Genomic DNA, 16969 nt, shown 5'->3' with positions numbered 1-16969 from the left:
ACGACGGCTCAGGCGTTGCTGCCCACCGCGTACCCGTACTGCGTCGGCCAGCGGCGCTCCGCGCCGAGCTCGCGCGCCGCCAGGTTCGCCCAGTAGGGCGTGCGCAGCAGCTCGCGGCCGAGCAGCACCACGTCCGCGCGTCCCTCGGCGACGATCGCCTCCGCCTGCGCCGGCTCGGTGATCATGCCCACCGCGCCGACGGGCAGCCCCGCGCCCTCCCGCACCGCGGTGGCGAACGGCACCTGGAAGCCCGGGCCGACCGGGATCCTGGCGTCCGGCACCAGGCCGCCGGTGGAGACGTCGAGCAGATCGACGCCGGCCTGGTGCAGTTCCTTGGCCAGGCGCACGGTGTCCTCGCCGGTCCAGCCGTCGCGGGCGTCCTCGGCGTTCTCGGTCAGCCAGTCGGTGGCCGAGGTGCGGAAGAAGACCGGCAGCTCGGCCGGCCAGACGGCGCGGACCGCGGCGACCACCTCCAGGGCGAACCGGGTCCGGTTCTCCCACGAGCCGCCGTACTCGTCGGTGCGGTGGTTGGTGTGCGGGGAGAGGAAGGAGTGCACCAGGTAGCCGTGCGCCCCGTGGATCTCGACCGCCTTGACACCGGCCGCCAGGGCCCGCTCCGCGGCCGCACCGAACGCGCGCACGATGCGCTGGATGTCCTCGACCGTCAGTGCGTCCGGTTCCGGGTGGTCACCGAAGGCCTCGGCGGTCGGGCCGACCGTCTGCCAGCCGCCTTCGGCGACCGGGATGCCGGCGCCGCCCTCCCACGGACGGCGCGAGGAGGCCTTGCGGCCGGCGTGCGCGAGCTGGACCGCCGGCACCGCGCCGTGGCTGCTGATCGCGGCGACCACCCGGGCCAGCGCCTCCTGCTGGCGCTCGTTCCACAGGCCGAGGTCGGCCGGGGAGATCCGGCCCTCGGGCGACACCGCGGTGGCCTCCATGATGATCAGACCGGTGCCGCCGGCCGCCCGGGCCGCCAGGTGGGCCAGGTGGAAGTCGGTGGCCGCACCGGTGCCCGGCCCCTCGGCGGCCGCGGAGTACATGCACAGCGGGGGCATCCAGACCCGGTTGGGCACGGTGAGCTCGCGCAGGGTGATCGGCTCGAACAAGGCGGACATCAGCACTCCTCGACGGTGGGAAAGGCGCCGGCTGTTTGATACGAAGAGCATCGTACTACGACTTCCATCGAAGTACGACGCTCGGCGAACTACGAAAGGAGTCGTACTATTGACCCCGTGACCGAATCCGCGACGTCCACCCCCCTACCCGAGCCGGCCACCGGAGAGATCCGCCTGACCGCCGTGCTGCACGCACTGGCGGACCCGGTCCGACTGCAGATCGTCCGCCAGCTCGCGGAAGGCCACGAGGACATGGCCTGCATCGCCTTCAGCCTGCCGGTCACCAAGTCGACCACCACGCACCACTTCCGGGTGCTGCGCGAGGCCGGGGTGATCCGCCAGCACCGGCGCGGCACCTCGCGGGTGAGCACCCTGCGCACCGCCGACCTGGAGCAGGCCGTGCCGGGCCTGCTCGACCGCGTCCTCGCCGCTGCGCAGACCGAGGCGCTGCGCCATCCGGTGGATCCGCCGAGCGACGCGCCCACGATGGAGTGACGCGCTTGGGCGTGGTGGCCCAGCCGGTGGTAGCTCTGTGCGGGTGATCTCCCTGCGCATCCGCGCGGCGCTGTCCGCCGTCGCACTCGCCCTGCTCACCGCCACGCCCGCCGGGGCCGCTCCGCTCCCCGACTCGCACCTCACCCTCCGCGTGGTCGCCACCGGGACCGACGCCCCGGTCGCCGCCGCCGAGTTGCTCTGCCACCCCGCGGGTGGCAGCCATCCGCAAGCCCCGTCCGCCTGTGGCGCACTCGACCTGGCCGGCGGCAACTTCAACCAACTCAAGGGGCGCACGGGGGTGTTCTGCAACGACCTGTACGCGCCGGTCACCGCCACCGCCGACGGCCTCTGGGCCGGGATGCCCGTGCACTGGCAGCAGACGTTCGCCAACTCCTGCGGCCTGCACACCCGCACCGATCCGGTCTTCCGTTTCTGAGGCCGGCCGCGACACGCCGATCGCTGTTGAATGGGTCACACCCGGAAAATCCACCTGACGGGTCGTCAGAACACATGACGGCCCGTCAGCTTTCTTCCCCCGGGCAGTACATGGGAGCTGACTGAGCATCAGTTTCGGCAACTGTCCACTCAGTTGGTGCTCTCGGTGGCCGGCGGCGCCGGACTACCATCGACCGGGTTGTTGTGCTCCGGAATCGCCGAGAGCCCGTGATCCGACGCAGAACCGCAGGTCGGACGAGGTTTACGGCGAGCCGGGCGGGGGTCGAGGGACGAGGTCCGGATGGCTGTCATGACGCAGGTCACTACCGGGGGTGAGCAGGGCGGACCTGGCGGTCCGCTCGCCGTCTTCGCGGCCCGGCCGGCACCGCCGCCGCGCACCCTGATGGACATCCTGGCCGCCGGCGCCGCCGCGCACCCGCAGGAGCCGGCACTGGACGACGGGCACACCAGGCTCAGCTACCAGGCGCTGACCGGCGAGGTGGCCGCGCTGCGCCGCCGGCTGGCCGCCGAGGGGGTGGGGCGCGGCGACCGGGTGGGCGTCCGGGTGCCGTCCGGCACCAATGACCTCTACGTAGCGATCCTGGCCGTGCTGGCCACCGGTGCCGCCTACGTGCCGGTGGACGCCGAGGACCCGCAGGAGCGGGCCGACCTCGTGTTCGGCGAGGCCGGGGTGAGCGCGGTGCTCGGCGCCGGGCTGGCGCTCACCGTCCTGGCCCCGAAGGGCTCGTCGGCCGCCGAACCGCGCCCCGAGGACGACGCCTGGATCATCTTCACCTCCGGCTCCACCGGCAAGCCCAAGGGCGTCGCGGTCAGCCACCGCAGCGCCGCCGCCTTCGTGGACGCCGAGGCGGCGCTCTTCCTGCAGGACGAGCCGATCGGCCCGGGCGACCGGGTGATGGCCGGCCTGTCGGTGGCGTTCGACGCCTCCTGTGAGGAGATGTGGCTGGCCTGGCGGCACGGCGCCTGCCTGGTGCCGGTCCCCCGCTCCCAGGTGCGCGGCGGCGCCGACCTCGGCCCCTGGCTGGCCGAGCAGGAGATCACCGTGGTTTCCACGGTCCCGACCCTGGCCGCGCTCTGGCCGGCCGAATCACTGGGTGACGTACGGCTGCTGATCTTCGGCGGCGAGGCCTGCCCGCCGGAGCTGAGCGAGCGCTTGGTCACGGAGGGGCGGGAGGTCTGGAACACCTACGGGCCGACCGAGGCCACCGTGGTCGCCTGCGCCGCGCTGCTCGGCGGCGACGGCCCGGTGCGGATCGGCCTGCCGCTGGACGGCTGGGAGCTGGCCGTGGTGGACGAGGCCGGCGAGCCGGTCCCGCTCGGCGGCAGCGGCCAGCTGGTGATCGGCGGCGTCGGCCTGGCCCGCTACCTGGATCCGGCCAAGGACGCCGAGAAGTACGCGCCCCTGGCGGCGCTCGGCTGGGACCGCGCCTACCGCAGCGGCGACCTGGTCCGGGCCGATCCGGAGGGCCTGGTCTTCCTCGGCCGGGCCGACGAGCAGATCAAGCTCGGCGGACGCCGGATCGAACTCGGCGAGGTGGACGCCGCGTTGCAGGCGCTGCCCGGGGTGGCCGGCGCGGCAGCCGCCGTTCGCACCGCGCGCGGCGGCAACCAGCTGCTGGTCGGCTACCTGGTCACGGGCGACGACTTCGACCGCGAGCAGGCCCTGGCCCGGCTGCGCGCCGAACTGCCGGCCGCGCTGGTGCCGCTGCTCGCCGTCGTCGACGGACTGCCCACCCGGACCTCCGGCAAGGTGGACCGCGACGCACTGCCCTGGCCGCTGCCCGAAGCCGAGGCCGCCGGCCCGGTCGAGCAGCTCTACGGCACCGAGGCCTGGCTCGCCGAGCAGTGGAGCGAGATCCTCGGCGTACAGGTGACCAGCGCCCGCGACGACTTCTTCGCGATCGGTGGCGGCAGCCTGGCCGCCGCCCGGCTCACCACCCTGCTGCGCGCCCGCTACCCGGCCGCCGCCGTGCTCGACATCTACCAGCAGCCGGTGCTGCGCAAGTTGGCCCGCCACCTGGAGCGCACCGCCCAGGCCGACGGCGCCGAGCGGACCGTCACCCCGCTGCCGGCCCGCGCCAAGCTGATCCAACTGCTCGCGCTGCTACCGCTGTTCACCCTGACCGGGCTGCGCTGGACGGTGCCGCTGCTGGCCCTGGGCAACCTGCTGCACCTGTTCGGCGGCTACCCGTGGGCGCCGACCGCCTCCTGGTGGCTGGTCGGCACGGGCGCCGCCGTGCTGTTCAGCCCGCCCGGCCGGATCGCGGTCGCGGCGGGCGGCGCCCGGCTGCTGCTGCGCGGGGTGCAGCCGGGCAGCCACCCGCGCGGCGGCTCGGTGCACCTACGGCTCTGGGCGGCCGAGCGGCTGGCCGAGGCGAGCGGCGCCACCGGGCTCTCCGGCTCCTGGCTGGTGCGCTACGGCCAGGCACTGGGCTGCCGGATCGGGCCCGAGGTGGACCTGCACTCGCTGCCGCCGGTGACCGGGCTGCTGCGGCTCGGCCGGGGCTGTGCGGTCGAGGCCGAAGTGGACCTGTCCGGTCACTGGTTGGACGGCGACCGGCTGGAGATCGGCCAGGTCAGGGTCGGCTCGGCCGCCGTGGTCGGCACCCGCAGCACCCTGCTGCCGGGTGCCCGGGTCGGCAAGCGGGCCGAGATCGCGCCCGGTTCGTCGGTCACCGGGCAGGTGCCGACCGGGCAGCGCTGGGGCGGTGCGCCGGCCGCCAAGCTGGGCCGGGCCGAGCACGGCTGGCCCCGGCAGCGCCCGCCGCGCCGGACCGGCTGGGGGATCGCCTACGGCGCCTCCGGGCTGGCCCTGACGCTGCTTCCGCTGCTGGCCGCGGTGCCGGCCGTGCTGGTGGCCGGGCTGTTCGTGCCGTCCGGCGCGTCGCTGGGCGGTGCGCTGCGCGGTGCCCTCGTGGCGGTGGCGCCGGCCGCGCTGGTCTTCGGCCTGGGCTACGCCGGGCTGCTCATCGCGGCGATCCGGCTGCTGAGCATCGGCCTGCTGCCCGGCCACCATCCGCTGCACGGCCGGATCGCCTGGCAGGCCTGGACCGTCAGCCAGCTGATGGACCAGGCCCGGGAACGGCTCTTCCCGCTCTACGCCGGCCTGGTCACCCCGGTCTGGCTGCGGCTGCTCGGCATGAAGGTCGGGCGCCGCGCCGAGGTCTCCACGGTGCTGGCGCTGCCCAGCCTGACCACCGTCGGCGACGGTGCCTTCCTCGCCGACGACACCCTGATCGCCCCCTACGAGCTGGGCGGCGGCTGGCTGCGGATCGGCCGCGCCGAGATCGGGCGCAAGGCGTTCCTGGGCAACTCCGGGATGACCGCGCCGGGCCGGGCGGTGCCCGATCGCGGCCTGGTCGGCGTGCTGTCGGCCACCCCCAAGAAGGCCAAGAAGGGCAGCTCCTACCTCGGCCTGCCGCCGGTCAAGCTGCCGCGCGCCGCCGAGAAGGCCGAGAAGGGCCTGACCTACGACCCGCCCACCCGGCTGCTCTGGGCCCGCGGTCTGGTCGAACTCGCCCGGCTGCTGCCGGTGTTCTGCTCGGTCGCGCTGGCCGTGCTCACCGCGGCCGCGCTGTGCCGGCTGCACGACCCGCTGGTGATGGCGCTGCTCGGCGGCGTCGTGCTGCCGGCCGCCGGACTGCTGGCCGCACTGGTCTCGGCCGCCGCCAAGTGGCTGCTGGTGGGCCGCTTCCGCCCGGTGGAGCACCCGCTGTGGAGCGGCTTCGTGTGGCGCAACGAGCTGGCCGACACCTTCGTGGAGGTGCTGGCGGTGCCGTGGCTGGTCGGCGCGGTGCCCGGCACCCCGCTGATGGTGCTCTGGCTGCGTGCGCTGGGCGCCCGGATCGGCCGGGGCGTCTGGTGCGAGAGCTACTGGCTGCCGGAGGCCGACCTGGTCACGCTGGAGGCCGGGGTGAGCGTCAACCGGGGCTGTGTGCTGCAGACCCACCTCTTCCACGACCGGATCATGCGCATGGATACTGTGGTCCTCCGCGAGGGCGCCACGCTGGGCCCGGGCGGAATCGTGCTGCCCGGCAGCACCGTCGGGGCCCGCAGCACCCTCGGGCCGGCCTCGCTGGTGATGCGTGCCGAGTCCGTCCCGGCTGACACCCGCTGGTTGGGCAACCCGATCGAGGCCTGGCAGGCGTGACACGGTCTCCAGGGCAGGCAGGCGTGACGCAGGGAGTGGACAGCTCGGTGAGCCTCAAGCAGTCAGACCGGTACGGTGATCCGTACTTTCCGGACCACGGCGATCCGCGCTACCGGGTGCACCGCTACGAGCTGACGCTGGACTACCGTCCGGGCCCCAACCGGCTCGGTGGCACCGCCCGGTTGCTGGCACTCGCGGGCTCCGAGCCGCTGCGTGAATTCGCGCTCGACCTGGCCGAGTTCCGGATCGGCCGGGTGCTGCTGGACGGCAAGGCCGCACACTACGCCCACCGCGGCGGCAAGTTGCGGGTCAAGCCGGCCCGGCCGGTCCCGGCGGGGGCCGCGTTCACCGTCGAGGTGCACTACAGCGGCAACCCGAAGCCGGTGCGCAGCCAGTGGGGCGGGCTCGGTTGGGAGGAGCTGACGGACGGCGCGCTGGTGGCCAGCCAGCCGATCGGCGCACCCTCCTGGTACCCGTGCAACGACCGGCCGTCGGACAAGGCGTCGTACCTGCTCTCGCTCACCGCGCCGTCGCCGTACGCGGTGGTGACGGGCGGCCGGCTGCTCTCCCGGACCACCCGGGCGAGTAGCAGCACCTGGGTGTACGAGCAGTCCGCGCCGACCCCGAGCTACCTGGTCGGGATGGCGGTCGCCCCGCTGGAGCGGGTGGTGCTGGCCGGTGAGGTGCCGCAGACCGCCCACGTGCCGGCGGCGTTGCTGGACCGGTTCACCGCCGACTTCGGGCGGCAGCCCCAGATGATGCGGTTCTTCGGCGAGTTGTTCGGCCCGTACCCCTTCGACGGCTACACGGTGGTGGTGGCCGACGAAGAGCTGGACGTCCCGGTGGAAGCCCAGGGCATGGCGGTCTTCGGCAGCAACCATGTCGACGGTGTGCGCGGTTGGGAGCGCCTGGTGGCGCACGAGCTGGCCCACCAGTGGTTCGGGAACAGCGTGACGGTGGCCGACTGGCGGCACATCTGGCTGAACGAGGGCTTCGCCAAGTACGCCGAGTGGGCCTGGTCCGAGCATGCGGGCGGCCCTGCGACGAGCGTGCACGCGGCTCGCGCGCACGCCCGACTGGCCGAGCTGCCACAGGACTTGGTACTGGCCGACCCGGGCCGCCGACTGATGTTCGACGACCGGGTGTACGAGCGCGGCGGCCTCGCGGTCTACGCGCTTCGCCGCACCCTGGGCGACGCGGCGTTCGCGGCGCTGCTGCGGGAGTGGACGGCCGCGCGGCGGCACGGCGTGGTGACCACCGAGGACTTCCTGGCGCACGCACAGCGGTACGGCGCGGTGGCGCGGCTGCTGGACGCCTGGCTCTTCCAGCCGGAGCTGCCGGCCCTGCCGTGACCGCCGTAGCTGCCGGGGCAGCCGGACGCGCCGCGACCGCCCACCTGACGTTCCGCCACGTTCACCGCCCGTTCATTGCGATTCCGCCCTGGAAGCACAGCGACTCCAGCATCGTGATCAGCTGGGACGAGAACGACTACTCCGGCTACTCCGGCGGCCCCGGCAGTCCGGTCGGCGCCAACGGCACGGTGCTCGGCGGCGGCGACGCCCCGCTGATCGTGATCAACTCCAAGGGCGGCAAGCACAGGGAGTCGAACACCCTGGCCGACCACTACACCGTACTGGCCACCGTCGAGCGCATGTGGCACCTCGGCTGCCTGGCGAACACCTGCTCCCGGAACACCTCCGGTTCGCTGGAGTCGCTCTTCAAGTACTGATCCTCGAGTACTGATCGGGCTCACCGACGCCCGCTCCCGGCTGCACGGCCGGGGCGGGCGTCCGTCACTCCCCCCACTGCTCAGGGCTGATGCCGGGCACCGCCTCGCAGGCCGTCAGCCACCGCTGCGGCACGCCGTCGAGCCCCGTCCGCGCGGCGACCACGCCGGCGGCGATCGCGCAGGTGGTGTCCGTGTCGCCCCAGCCACCGAGCGTGCTCCAGATCGCCTCCGGCAGGTCGTCCAGCTGCCCGGCCGCCGCCCACAGCGCGAACGGCACGGTGTCCGGTGCCGACAGCCGATGACCCGACCCGAGGACCGCGGCCGCGTGCCGCACACTCGTACCGACCGGCAGCCGGGCGGCGATCCGCAGGCCGGACCGGACGTCGCTGTCCGGGAGCAGGTCGGCGATCCGGCGCAGGAGGTCTGCTCGCCCAGGCGCGGCTTCCCCCCGGCTACGCGCCGCCAGGGCCGCGGCGAGCGCGACGGCGACCGCGCCGGCGGCGGCCTCCGGGTGGAAGTGCGTGGTCACGGCCGAGAGCCGAGCCTGCTCGGCGACTCGGTCAAGGTCCGTCGCGAACCAGGCCCCCAGCGGTGCCACCCGCATCGCGGCCCCATTGCCGTGCGAGCCCTGCCCGCCGAACATCGCCGCGGTGACCGCCCGCCAGTCGGCGCCGTCACCGATCGCGCGCAGCACCTGGTGCATCGAGGGCCCGTACTTGCGGGCCGGGTCGGCGGTGTAGGCCGCTGCGAAGTCGCGGGCGAGCACGTCCTGGTGGATCTCCTCGTGCTCGGTGAGGTGGCGCACCACCACCAGCGCCATCGCCGAGTCATCGGTCCACTCCCACGGTGCGGGGCGAAGCTCCCGGTTGACGTGACGCACCTGTGCCTCGTCGGGCGACAGCCCGAGCCACTGGTCGCCGAAGGCGTCGCCGAGGACGAGGCCGCGCAGGCTGTCGAGCGCGGGCGGCGGGACGGGGCTGGACATGAGGATCTCCGAGGGGGCTTGCCTGACGGCCCGATTGTCGTGCGGCAGCGGGCCGGCTGCCAGCGCTTTTTGCCGCCGGCCGGCTCGCCGGCGCCGGCACACCCGCCCGACCTCCGCGGAGCGGACGGTCCCCTACTGCGGCGCCTGGGCCTCGCTCGCCTGGGCCACGGCGATCAGCTCCTCGGCGCTCCAGGTGAGGTCGCCGGAGCGGAGGTCGGCGATCAGCCCCTCCAGCCAGTCGCCCTCGGCGGCGGCGAGGGCGACCGCGTACTCGTTCTCCAGCATGGCGACCCGGGGGACGCCGAACCGGGCGGTCTCGGCCAGTGAGCGCTGCTGTGCCGCCTGACCCGCGCGCACCGCGGTGAGGCGGTCGGTCAGGGCCCGCTCGATCTCGTCCGGCGCGAGCAGCATCAGGTTGGACAGGGCGACCGGGAACTCCGGGAACTCCAGCCTGGGCTCGCGCAGCATCTCCAGCAGCCAGCTGCGGGTCGCCTCGCGGCCGGCGTCGGTGATCTCGTAGACGGTCCGCTCCGGGTACTGCTGATCGCGCTCGGTCTCGCGGACGGCGATCAGGCCGGCGCCCAGCAGTCGGTCGATGGCGCGGTAGAGGCTGGTCCGCTGGCCGACGTTGACCACTTGGTCCTTCCCCCACTGCTTGAGCAGCCGTTGCATCCCGTACGGGTGCAGCGGCTTGAAGTGCAGCAGCGACAGCACGGTCAGCGTGATCGGGGAGCCCTTGGGGCTCTTGGCGGCAGAACTCATGATCCGGATATTACTACCGATGGAACTAGTTGCGCCGGACCTAGTTTCAGTGCAACTATGGATGAGCCGACAGGGAGTCGGCCCCGCGACGGAGGAGTTCCCCGAAGTGACCACCACCATCGAGCGCATCCACGTCGACCACGCCACCGCCAAGCGCCTGGGCCGCTGGACCGCCACCAGCGCCTTCGAGGTCAAGGCCCGCAGCGGAGCCGTCGTGCTCGACCTGCGCTCCCCCGAACTGCCCGCCGAGCTGGAGATCCGGATCGACCTGCAGCGCGCGATGCTCAAGCTGCTGGTGCCCGATGGGGCCGTGATCGACCACTGGGACGTGGCCTGGCCCGCTCGCGGCCGGGTGAAGGACGGCCAGGGCCCGACCGCCGGCTCCGCCGGCCCGCGGATCCGGCTGGTCGGCACCGCCGACAACAGCGAGGTGCGCGTCCACCGCGGCGGCATCGCGATCCTCTCCGCGATGTGCTCCCGGGAGTACCTGGACGACCTGCGCCAGGCCCACCGCACCGGCACCACCCCCACCATCGACGACCCGACCCGGGCCTGACCCCGCCACGACGGAACCCGCAACCGCAGAAGGAGAACCCGGACATGTCCCACCACATCAACACCGCCCTGGTCATCGGCGGCGGCGTCGCCGGCCCGGTCACCGCGATGGCCCTGCAGCAGGCCGGAATAGAGGCCACCATCCACGAGGCGTACCAGGGCACCGCCGACGGCGTCGGCGCCGGGCTCGGCCTGGCGCCCAACGGCCTGGCCGCGCTGGACGCGATCGGCGCCGGCGATCTGGTCCGAGGGCTCGGCGATCCGATGAAGTCGATCGTGCTGCAGAGCTGGAACGGCAAGCAGCTCGCCGAGATCGGCAACCCCGGCACCCTGGAGCCCACCCGGCTGGTCATGCGCAGCGACCTCTACCAGGCGCTCTACGCCGAGGCCCGCCGCCGTGGCATCCGGATCGAGCACGGCAAGCGACTGGTCGGAGTCCGGGAAAGCAGGGACTCCGTCACCGCGCAGTTCGCCGACGGCAGCACCGCCACCGGCGACTTGCTGATCGGCGCCGACGGGATCCGTTCCACGGTGCGGAGCTTGATCGACCCGGGCGCACCGCAGCCGCGGTACGCCGGACTGCAGGGCTTCGGCTCGGTGAGCGCCGCGGCCGGGGCAGTGCCGGACACCAACGGCAAGATGTTCATGACCTTCGGCAAGCGGGCCTTCTTCGGCTTGCAGGTGATCGGCGGCAAGGCGGTCTGGTTCATCAACCTGCCGCACCCGGAGCCGTTGACGCTGGCCGAGGCGGTCGCCCGCGGCGCCGGGCACTGGCTGGAGGTGCTGGCCGAGGCCTGCGCCGAGGACCACACGCCGGCGCTGGACCTGATCCGGCGCACCGATCCGGCCGAGCTGCTGATGACCGGGCCGATGGAGAGCATGCCCCGGGTGCCGCACTGGAACCGCGGCCGGATGGTGCTGGTCGGGGACGCGGCCCACGCGCCCTCCTCCAGCTCCGGCCAGGGCGCCTCACTGGCGATCGAGAGCTCGGTGGAACTCGCCCGGTGCCTGCGGGACCTGCCCCTGCCGCAGGCGCTCGCGCAGTACGAGGCGCTGCGCCGCCCGCGCGTCGAGCGGATCATCAAGCAGACCGAGCGCACCAACAGCAACAAGGCGGCCGGCCCGGTCGGGCGGGTGCTGCGCGACGCCCTGATGCCGATCGGAATGAAGCTGATGAACCCGGAGAAGTTCTCCGCGCACCTCCACCACCGGATCGACTGGGCCGCCCCGGCAGCCTGATGGCCAATCAGAAGCGGTTCAGCGGACGGAGCTTCGGCGCCACCGCCGAGTTCAGTTGGAGCAGCACCAGCAGCGCCACGCTCAGATATGTGCTCACCACACCGAGCAGCACCACGCCCGCGTACAGCAGTTGCGCCACCACGATGCGCCGCCGGGCCGACTCCACCAGCCCGTCCGGCGCATCGGCTCGCACCAGCCCGGCATCTCGCGCGTAGCGCAGGCTGGCGAGGAGCAGCAGTCCCAGCACCAGCAGGTGCAGCCAGTACACCAGCAGTGCCACCCGATAGGCCTCGTACTCGGCCAGCAGCGAGGTGGAGAACGGCATCAGCGAGATGCCACCGAGGAACGCCAGGTGCAGCCAGGTCAATTGGCGGTCGCTGCGGACGAAGTGGTCCAACTGGGCCTGCTGGCCCAGCCAGAACATCCCCAGGGTCAGGAAACCCAGCAGGTAGACCCCGAGCCGGGCGGCCAACGGCATCAGGGCGTGCAGCAGTTGGCCCTCGCCGTGCAGCGAGCCGGGCACCCAGAGCGGCTCGCCGGCGCGGAGCCGGCCGAGCTCAGGGACGTGCAGGTCCAGCACCAGCAAGGTCATCGCCACCGCGAAGATCCCGTCGCTGATCGCGGCCAGCCGGTGGACGCTTCCGCCGGCAATCCGGTGGTAGATCGTGGACATGATGGCTTCTCCCCCGGTACGTGGTGCAGGAGATCATCTGCACCGCCGCGGAGGATGATACGGAGGAAGGGGGAAGTCGGCCGAGCCGACTTCCCCCTCCGCGCACCTGGCAGGCCTCAGGCGTTCTCAACCTCCGCCGGCCGCTTGAACATCCGGGTCGCCGTGATCTCGCCGTGGATCACCGGACCGTCCGGATCCGGCTCCGGCGGCAGGCCCGGGCGCAGGTGCTCCTCGACCGAGATGTACTTCAACCCGGCGCGCAGGTCGGCGTCATTGCGCAGCCGGATCACCAGCGGGAACTCGGCGAGCGCGGTGGTGTCGAACAGGCCGGTGGTGTAGATCAGTTGGACGCCGAGCGCGTCGGCCACCGCGCGCTGGAGCTCCAACAGGTAGGTGGCGTTGGCGCGGCCGATCGGGTTGTCCAGGAAGAGCGTGCCGGCATGCCGCAGCTGCGACTGACCGCGGTCGTTGGCGCGCAGCGCGGCCATCGTGCAGTAGAGCGCGATGGCGGCCGTGAGCAGCTGGCCGCCGGAGAAGACGTCGGACATCTGCCCCACGCTGACCCGCTCGGCGCGCAGCACCGCGTCGGGCTTGAGGATCTCGACACTGACGCCCTTGGGGCCGATCGCCGCCGCCACCGCGCGCAGCAGCAGCGACATGCCGTCGCGGCGCAGGTCCGAGTTCTTCTTGACGGCGGACCGGGTGGCCTCGTCGATCACCTCGCCGAGCCGCTCGGAGAGCACCGCCTGGTCCGGGTCCTCGAAGCGGATCCGCAGGAACTCCTGGCCGGACCACTCTCCGAGACCCTCGGGCAGTCGGGAGAGCCGCTGGGCGGCGCGCAGGGTGGCGAGCGAGGACTCCACCAGCCCGCGCAGCCGGTCCACGATCGAGCCGCGGTTGCGCTCCAGCTGCGTCAACTCGTCGGTGAGCACGCGCAGTCGGGGTGCGAAGGCCTCCGCCCAGGCGGCCGCGTGCTCGGGCAGCGAGGCGGCCGGGAGCTCGCGGATCTGCTGCCGGGCCGGAGTGCGGACCGCCTCGTAGCGGGCGGCGTTGGCGTGCCGGACCAGCGCGTCCGAGGCGTCCCGGACGGCGAGGTCGGCGGCCGACAACTCGGCGGCGGCCAGGCGCAGCGCCCGGCGGGACTCGGTGGCGGCGGTGCGGGCCTCGGCCAACGAATCCAGGTACGGCTCGGTCGGGGCCTCGCCCTCCTCCGGAGCGTGGTCGCGCAGGCCGTCGCGCAGCTGGGCAGCCGCCTCGTCGAAGTCCGCGGCCGCCGACTGCGCGGCCTGCAGGGTGCGCAGCAGCTCGGTGTGCTCGATCCGGGCGTTCTCCAACAGGTCGCGCTTCTCGGCGAGTTCACCGGTGGCGATGCGCAGCAGCTGCTGGGCGTGCTCGGGATCGGCCGGCACCAGCTCCTCGGGCAGCTCGGTGTGCGCCTCGCCGCCGGCCGGGGCCGATCGCTCGACCTCGCCGCGCAGCCGGCCGAGCAGCTCGCTGGCCGCCTGGGAGCGGGTCTCGATGGTGGCCACCAGTTCCTCGGCGCGGGCCGCGGCGGCCTGCCGGGCCGGGCCGTCGGCGCCGTCGGGACTGGCCAGCAGCTCCTCGGCGCGAACGCGCACCTTGTTGGTGAGCCGGTCGAGTTCGGCCCGGGCCGCGGTCTCGTCGCTCTCCGCGCGGGCCTGCTCGGCGCGCAGGTCGGCGCCGACCCCCACCTTCTCGTAGAGCTGGGCGGCGGCCCGGTAGGCCTCGCGCAGCGCGGGCAGCGAAGCGGTGGGCAGCTCGTCGGTGACGGCCTCGGTGCCGGACAGTTCGGCCCGCTCGGCGCGCAGGGTACGGGCGGTGCGGCGGGCGTCGTCGGCGGCGCGCTGGGCGGCCCGGCGGTCCTCGTCGCAGGCCTGGGCGCGCTCGGCGCAGGCGGCCTGGCGGCGGTCGCACTCGGCGGCGTCCTCGGTGAGTTCGCGCACCGAGCGGTGCCAGGCCGGTCGCTCGCGCAGCCGGAAGGCGAGACCGGCCAGGGCGTCGGCGCGGCGCCGGGTCTGCTGGGCGGCCTCGCGGCGCTCCTCGTGGATCGCGGCGGCGGCGGCCCGCTCCTGCTCGGCCTCGGCGTGCGCGGCGCGGGCCGAGGCCAGCTGAGCGGTGGCGGTCTCGGCCTGCTCGGCGGCTGCTGACGCCGCGTCAGCCAGCTCGGCCAGGGTGCCGGGCGGGCAGGAGGAGCGCCAGGAGGAGAGCCGGGCGGCCAGCGCGCGGTCACCACCGAGCCGGGCGGCCAGCGTGCGGATCTGCTCCTCCCGGGCGCCGGCCCGCTCGCGCAGCTCGCGGCGCTCCTGGTCGGCGGCGCTCTCGTCGTGCATCGCGGGGTTCGGCGGGACCAGGAAGAAGGCCGGCTCGTCGGTGATCGGGGCGATCAGTGCGGCGGCCGCGCCGACCGCGACGGTGGAGCGCGGCAGCAGGGCGGCGGACTGCAGCGCCTCGCGGGCCCGGTCCAGCGAGTTCGGGTCGGTGATCACCACGCCGTCGACCAGTTCGGGGCGGGCGGCCAGGATCCGGTCGTGGTCCTGCGGGTCGACGGACTGCGCCAGGTAGCGCCAGCCGGGCAGCGCCGGGATGCCGTGCTCGCCCAGGTACTCCACGGCGGCCAGCACGTCCGGGCCGGGTGGCAGCAGGCCGCCGTCGCCGAGTGCCGCCAGGATCCGGGAGTCGTCGGCGGCGGCGGTGCGCAGCTCGAACAGGGTGCGCTCGGCGCTGGAGATCGCGCTCTCCAGCAGCTCGGCCAGGTCGTCGGCGGCCCGGTCCAGCACGTCGGGGGTGAGGCGGTTCTCCTCGTCCTCCTCGTGGTAGCCGGCGAGCCCGAGGAGCTCGGCCAGGCGCGGTTCGGCGGCGAGCTGGACGGCGGTGCGCTGCTCGGCGGCCAGCGTGCGCTGGGCGGCGGCGCGGGCGTCGGCGGCGCGGGCGGCGGCGAGTTCGGCGCGGCCCTCGGCGGCGGCGGCCTCACGGGTGCGGGCTGCCGCCTGCTCCGCGGCGGCGCGGGCCTGCTCCAGGCCGGCGGTGGCGGCCTGCTCGGTGTCGGCGGCGTGCAGGGCGGCGCGGGCCGGGTCGATGTCGCCGGTCGAGTCGATCCAGCCGGCGGCGACCGCGGCGTTCAACTCCTGCTCCACCTCGGCCAGTCGCTGGCGCAGGTGGTCGGCGTCGGAACGGGCCTTCTGCCCGGCGGTGGCGGCGGCCAGGCCGTCGGCCTGGGCCCGGGCGCCGTCCTGCTGCAGGTCGGCGGCGCGGGCCTCCTCGGCCTCGGCGCGCTCCTCCGCGGTGCCGGCGGCGGCCTCCAGGGCGTGGGCCAGGGCGCCGGCCGCCTTGGCCCGGGCGGCCAGCGCCGGTGCGGCGTCCAGCTCGGCCTCGCGGATCGCGGCGGCCACCCGGGCGGCGCGGTCGGCGGCGGCGCGGTGGCGCAGCACGGCCTCGGCGGCCTGCCAGGCGGAGTACAGGGTGCGGGCGTCGAGCAGTTCGCGGCGCAGCGCGGCGGCCTCGGTGGTGGCGGCGGCCAGGCTGAGGGTGGCGTGGCGGTGGGTGAGCTCGGCGGTGATCAGCGAGTGGCGGGTGCGGTCGGCCTCGGCCGCGGTGACGGCGGAGGCCGCCGCGGCCACCTCGATCGCCAGGTCCTGGGCCCGCTCGCGCTCCGCGCCGGCCCGGCCGGCCAGCGCATGGGCGAGCCGGCGGGTGCGGCGCTCGGCGGTGCGGTGGGCTTCGCGGACCGACTCGCGGGCACCGGTGGCCTCGACGATTCGCTCCAGCAGCTCCAACGATCCGGCGGTGAAGTCGCGTTCGGCGGTCAGCTCGGCGCGCCGACCGAGCTTGGCGGCGAAGCCGTGCACCAGGTCGGCCAGGCCGTCGGTGTCCCGGGTGTCGGTGACGGCGCGCAGCAGCAGGTCGGTGAAGTCGGCATCGTGCTTGACGGCGAACAGGCCGGCCGCCTCGCCCTCGTCGGCGTTCATCTCGCGCTGGTAGCGGAACAGTTCGGGGTCGAGGCCGAGTTCGCCCAGGTGCTCGGTCCAGCGGTCGTGGCCGTCCTCGAAGGTGAGGTCCAGGTGCGGATGGGCCTTGGCGGCCTCGGTCATCGCGTCCCGGAAGCCCTTCATGGTGCGGCGGCGGCCGCGTGGGCGGGGGGTGGGGTCGCCGAGGTTGGCGCGCTCGGCGACCGGCAGGGCATCCAGGGTCAGCCCCGGGCCGGGCCGGAACGAGTACCAGGTCTCGGCGAACTTGCGCGGGTCGGAAGAGACTTGGCGGCCGCGCCACTCGCTGACCTTGCCAACCACGATCAGCTCACCGGTCACCGTGTGCTGCCACTCCAGCGCGACGTGCCCGCAGTCGTCGGCCAGTAGGAACTTGCGCAGCACGCCGGAGCTGGCGCCGCCGAGGGTGTTGCGGTGGCCGGGCAGCATCACCGAGAAGATCAGCTTGAGCAGCACCGACTTGCCGCCGCCGTTCTCCAGGAAGAGCACGCCGGCCGGGGCGGGGCGGCGCTGCGGGCCGGCCGGCTCCTCGCCGAACATGCCCAGCTGGAGCGGCGCGGGGTTGGCCACCGGCTCACCGACGCCCCGCAGGTCCAGCACGGTGTCGGCGTAGCGGGCGCCTGCTGGACCGATGGAGTAGAGGCGGATCCGGTTGAGCTCGTACATGTGCGGCCTTCGAGAAGTCTTCGAGAAGTGACGAGGGTTCGGGCGGTCAGTAGTCGGACGGTCGGGCGATCAGCTGGTCGGGCGGTCAGTAGTCAGGCGGTCAGGCGGTCAGGCGGTCAGGCGGTCAGGCGGTCAGGCGG

Annotated in this window: 12 protein-coding genes; 7 read left to right on the top strand and 5 right to left on the bottom strand. The window is 74.1% G+C overall.

All coding sequences use genetic code 11. The annotated features are described in order from the left end of the window. Positions 1-8 precede the first annotated feature (8 nt). A complete protein-coding gene (locus LN042_RS24510; protein WP_230053492.1) occupies positions 9-1115 on the bottom strand; it encodes an NADH:flavin oxidoreductase/NADH oxidase in 1107 nt (368 codons plus the stop codon). Positions 1116-1232: 117 nt separating this feature from the next. Between LN042_RS24510 and LN042_RS24505 the strand changes: the two genes are divergently transcribed. From LN042_RS24505 to LN042_RS24485, 5 genes are all read left to right on the top strand, one after another. Further along, positions 1233-1610: an ArsR/SmtB family transcription factor gene (locus tag LN042_RS24505; RefSeq protein ID WP_230053491.1), complete on the top strand. Its 378-nt coding sequence runs from the start codon at positions 1233-1235 to the stop codon at positions 1608-1610. A gap of 43 nt (positions 1611-1653) precedes the next feature. Then, entirely contained in the window at positions 1654-2046 is a 393-nt protein-coding gene (locus LN042_RS24500; protein ID WP_230053490.1) for an SSI family serine proteinase inhibitor, read from the top strand. Between the two features lie 309 nt (positions 2047-2355). Continuing rightward, the gene (locus LN042_RS24495; protein WP_230053489.1) at positions 2356-6216 is read left to right on the top strand and encodes a Pls/PosA family non-ribosomal peptide synthetase; all 3861 of its coding nucleotides are present in this window, start codon (positions 2356-2358) and stop codon (positions 6214-6216) included. A gap of 23 nt (positions 6217-6239) precedes the next feature. Next, entirely contained in the window at positions 6240-7568 is a 1329-nt protein-coding gene (locus tag LN042_RS24490) for a M1 family metallopeptidase (RefSeq protein WP_372495809.1), read from the top strand. Continuing rightward, positions 7565-7945 carry an alkaline phosphatase family protein gene (locus LN042_RS24485; protein WP_230053488.1) on the top strand — a complete coding sequence of 127 codons (381 nt, stop codon included), beginning with the start codon at positions 7565-7567 and terminating at the stop codon, positions 7943-7945. Before LN042_RS24490 ends, LN042_RS24485 begins: the two co-directional genes overlap by 4 nt. Before the next feature lie 64 nt (positions 7946-8009). Here LN042_RS24485 and LN042_RS24480 read toward each other — a convergent pair whose 3' ends face one another. Continuing rightward, on the bottom strand, positions 8010-8930 hold the full coding sequence (locus LN042_RS24480) for an ADP-ribosylglycohydrolase family protein (RefSeq protein WP_230053487.1): 921 nt from the start codon (positions 8928-8930) through the stop codon (positions 8010-8012). Between the two features lie 132 nt (positions 8931-9062). Beyond that, positions 9063-9692, bottom strand: coding sequence for a PadR family transcriptional regulator (locus LN042_RS24475; RefSeq protein ID WP_230053486.1), 630 nt, complete (start codon positions 9690-9692; stop codon positions 9063-9065). 106 nt (positions 9693-9798) lie between these two features. On the opposite strand from LN042_RS24475, the gene LN042_RS24470 reads away from it, so the two are divergent. Beyond that, positions 9799-10248: a hypothetical protein gene (locus LN042_RS24470; protein WP_230053485.1), complete on the top strand. Its 450-nt coding sequence runs from the start codon at positions 9799-9801 to the stop codon at positions 10246-10248. A gap of 44 nt (positions 10249-10292) precedes the next feature. Continuing rightward, entirely contained in the window at positions 10293-11486 is a 1194-nt protein-coding gene (locus LN042_RS24465; protein WP_230053484.1) for an FAD-dependent oxidoreductase, read from the top strand. A gap of 7 nt (positions 11487-11493) precedes the next feature. Here the strand turns inward: LN042_RS24465 and LN042_RS24460 are convergent, their stop codons facing one another. Then, complete coding sequence (locus LN042_RS24460; protein WP_230053483.1) at positions 11494-12159, bottom strand: TMEM175 family protein; 666 nt, start codon at positions 12157-12159, stop codon at positions 11494-11496. 116 nt (positions 12160-12275) lie between these two features. Next, positions 12276-16829, bottom strand: coding sequence for a hypothetical protein (locus tag LN042_RS24455; RefSeq protein WP_230053482.1), 4554 nt, complete (start codon positions 16827-16829; stop codon positions 12276-12278). Between the last annotated feature and the right edge of the window lie 140 nt (positions 16830-16969).

It is taken from the genome of Kitasatospora humi, from assembly GCF_020907985.1.
In the GTDB taxonomy this organism is placed as follows: Bacteria; Actinomycetota; Actinomycetes; order Streptomycetales; family Streptomycetaceae; genus Kitasatospora; species Kitasatospora humi.
This window is presented reverse-complemented; position numbering and strand designations above follow the sequence as displayed.